This window comes from Hydrogenibacillus schlegelii (genome assembly GCF_001653195.1).
GTDB classification, from domain to species: domain Bacteria; phylum Bacillota; class Bacilli; order Thermicanales; family DSM-22653; genus Hydrogenibacillus; species Hydrogenibacillus schlegelii.
This window is the reverse complement of the sequence record NZ_JXBB01000067.1, coordinates 1-501: the sequence shown is the minus strand read 5'-3', so window position 1 is coordinate 501 and position 501 is coordinate 1. Positions and strand designations below refer to the sequence as shown.

Below are 501 nucleotides of genomic sequence, written 5' to 3'. Positions count from 1 at the left end.
ACCTCCGGTGTCCGCAGGCGTCACTTCCCGCGGAACTCGCGGTAGAGCAGCTTACACGCCGGCTGCCAGGGCGAACCGGAGCAGATTCTTCGCCGCGTTTTCGTCCCGGTCATGATGCGCGCCGCATACCGGACACGTCCATGCCCGGACGGAAAGCGGAAGTTCGGGAAGAACATATCCGCAGGAAGAGCACGTCTTCGACGTCGGCTCGAAGCGGTTTGCCTTCACAAGCCTCACTCCCCGAAGCTTGGCTTTCGCTTCGAGAAGTGCCCGAAAGGTACCCCAGCCGACGTCGGCGATGTGACGGGCGAGACGACGATTCTTGAGCATCGCGGCGACGTCCAGATCCTCGATCGCGATCACCGGATGCAGCCGGACGAGTTCGGTCGTGAGCTTGTGGAGGAAGTCCAGCCGGATGTTTCGAATCCGGCGGTGGAGTCTGGCGATCTCGAGACGCGTCTTTTCGTAGTTCTTCGTCCGTTCGATGAGCCTTCCCTTTTC

Annotated in this window: 1 protein-coding gene; it reads right to left on the bottom strand. The window is 61.3% G+C overall.

Annotation, left to right across the window (positions count from 1 at the left end; genetic code table 11):
* Nucleotides 1–51: 51 nt before the first annotated feature.
* A partial coding sequence (locus SA87_RS12430; protein ID WP_156516555.1) for an RNA-guided endonuclease TnpB family protein occupies nucleotides 52–501 on the bottom strand: 450 nt, incomplete at its 5' end.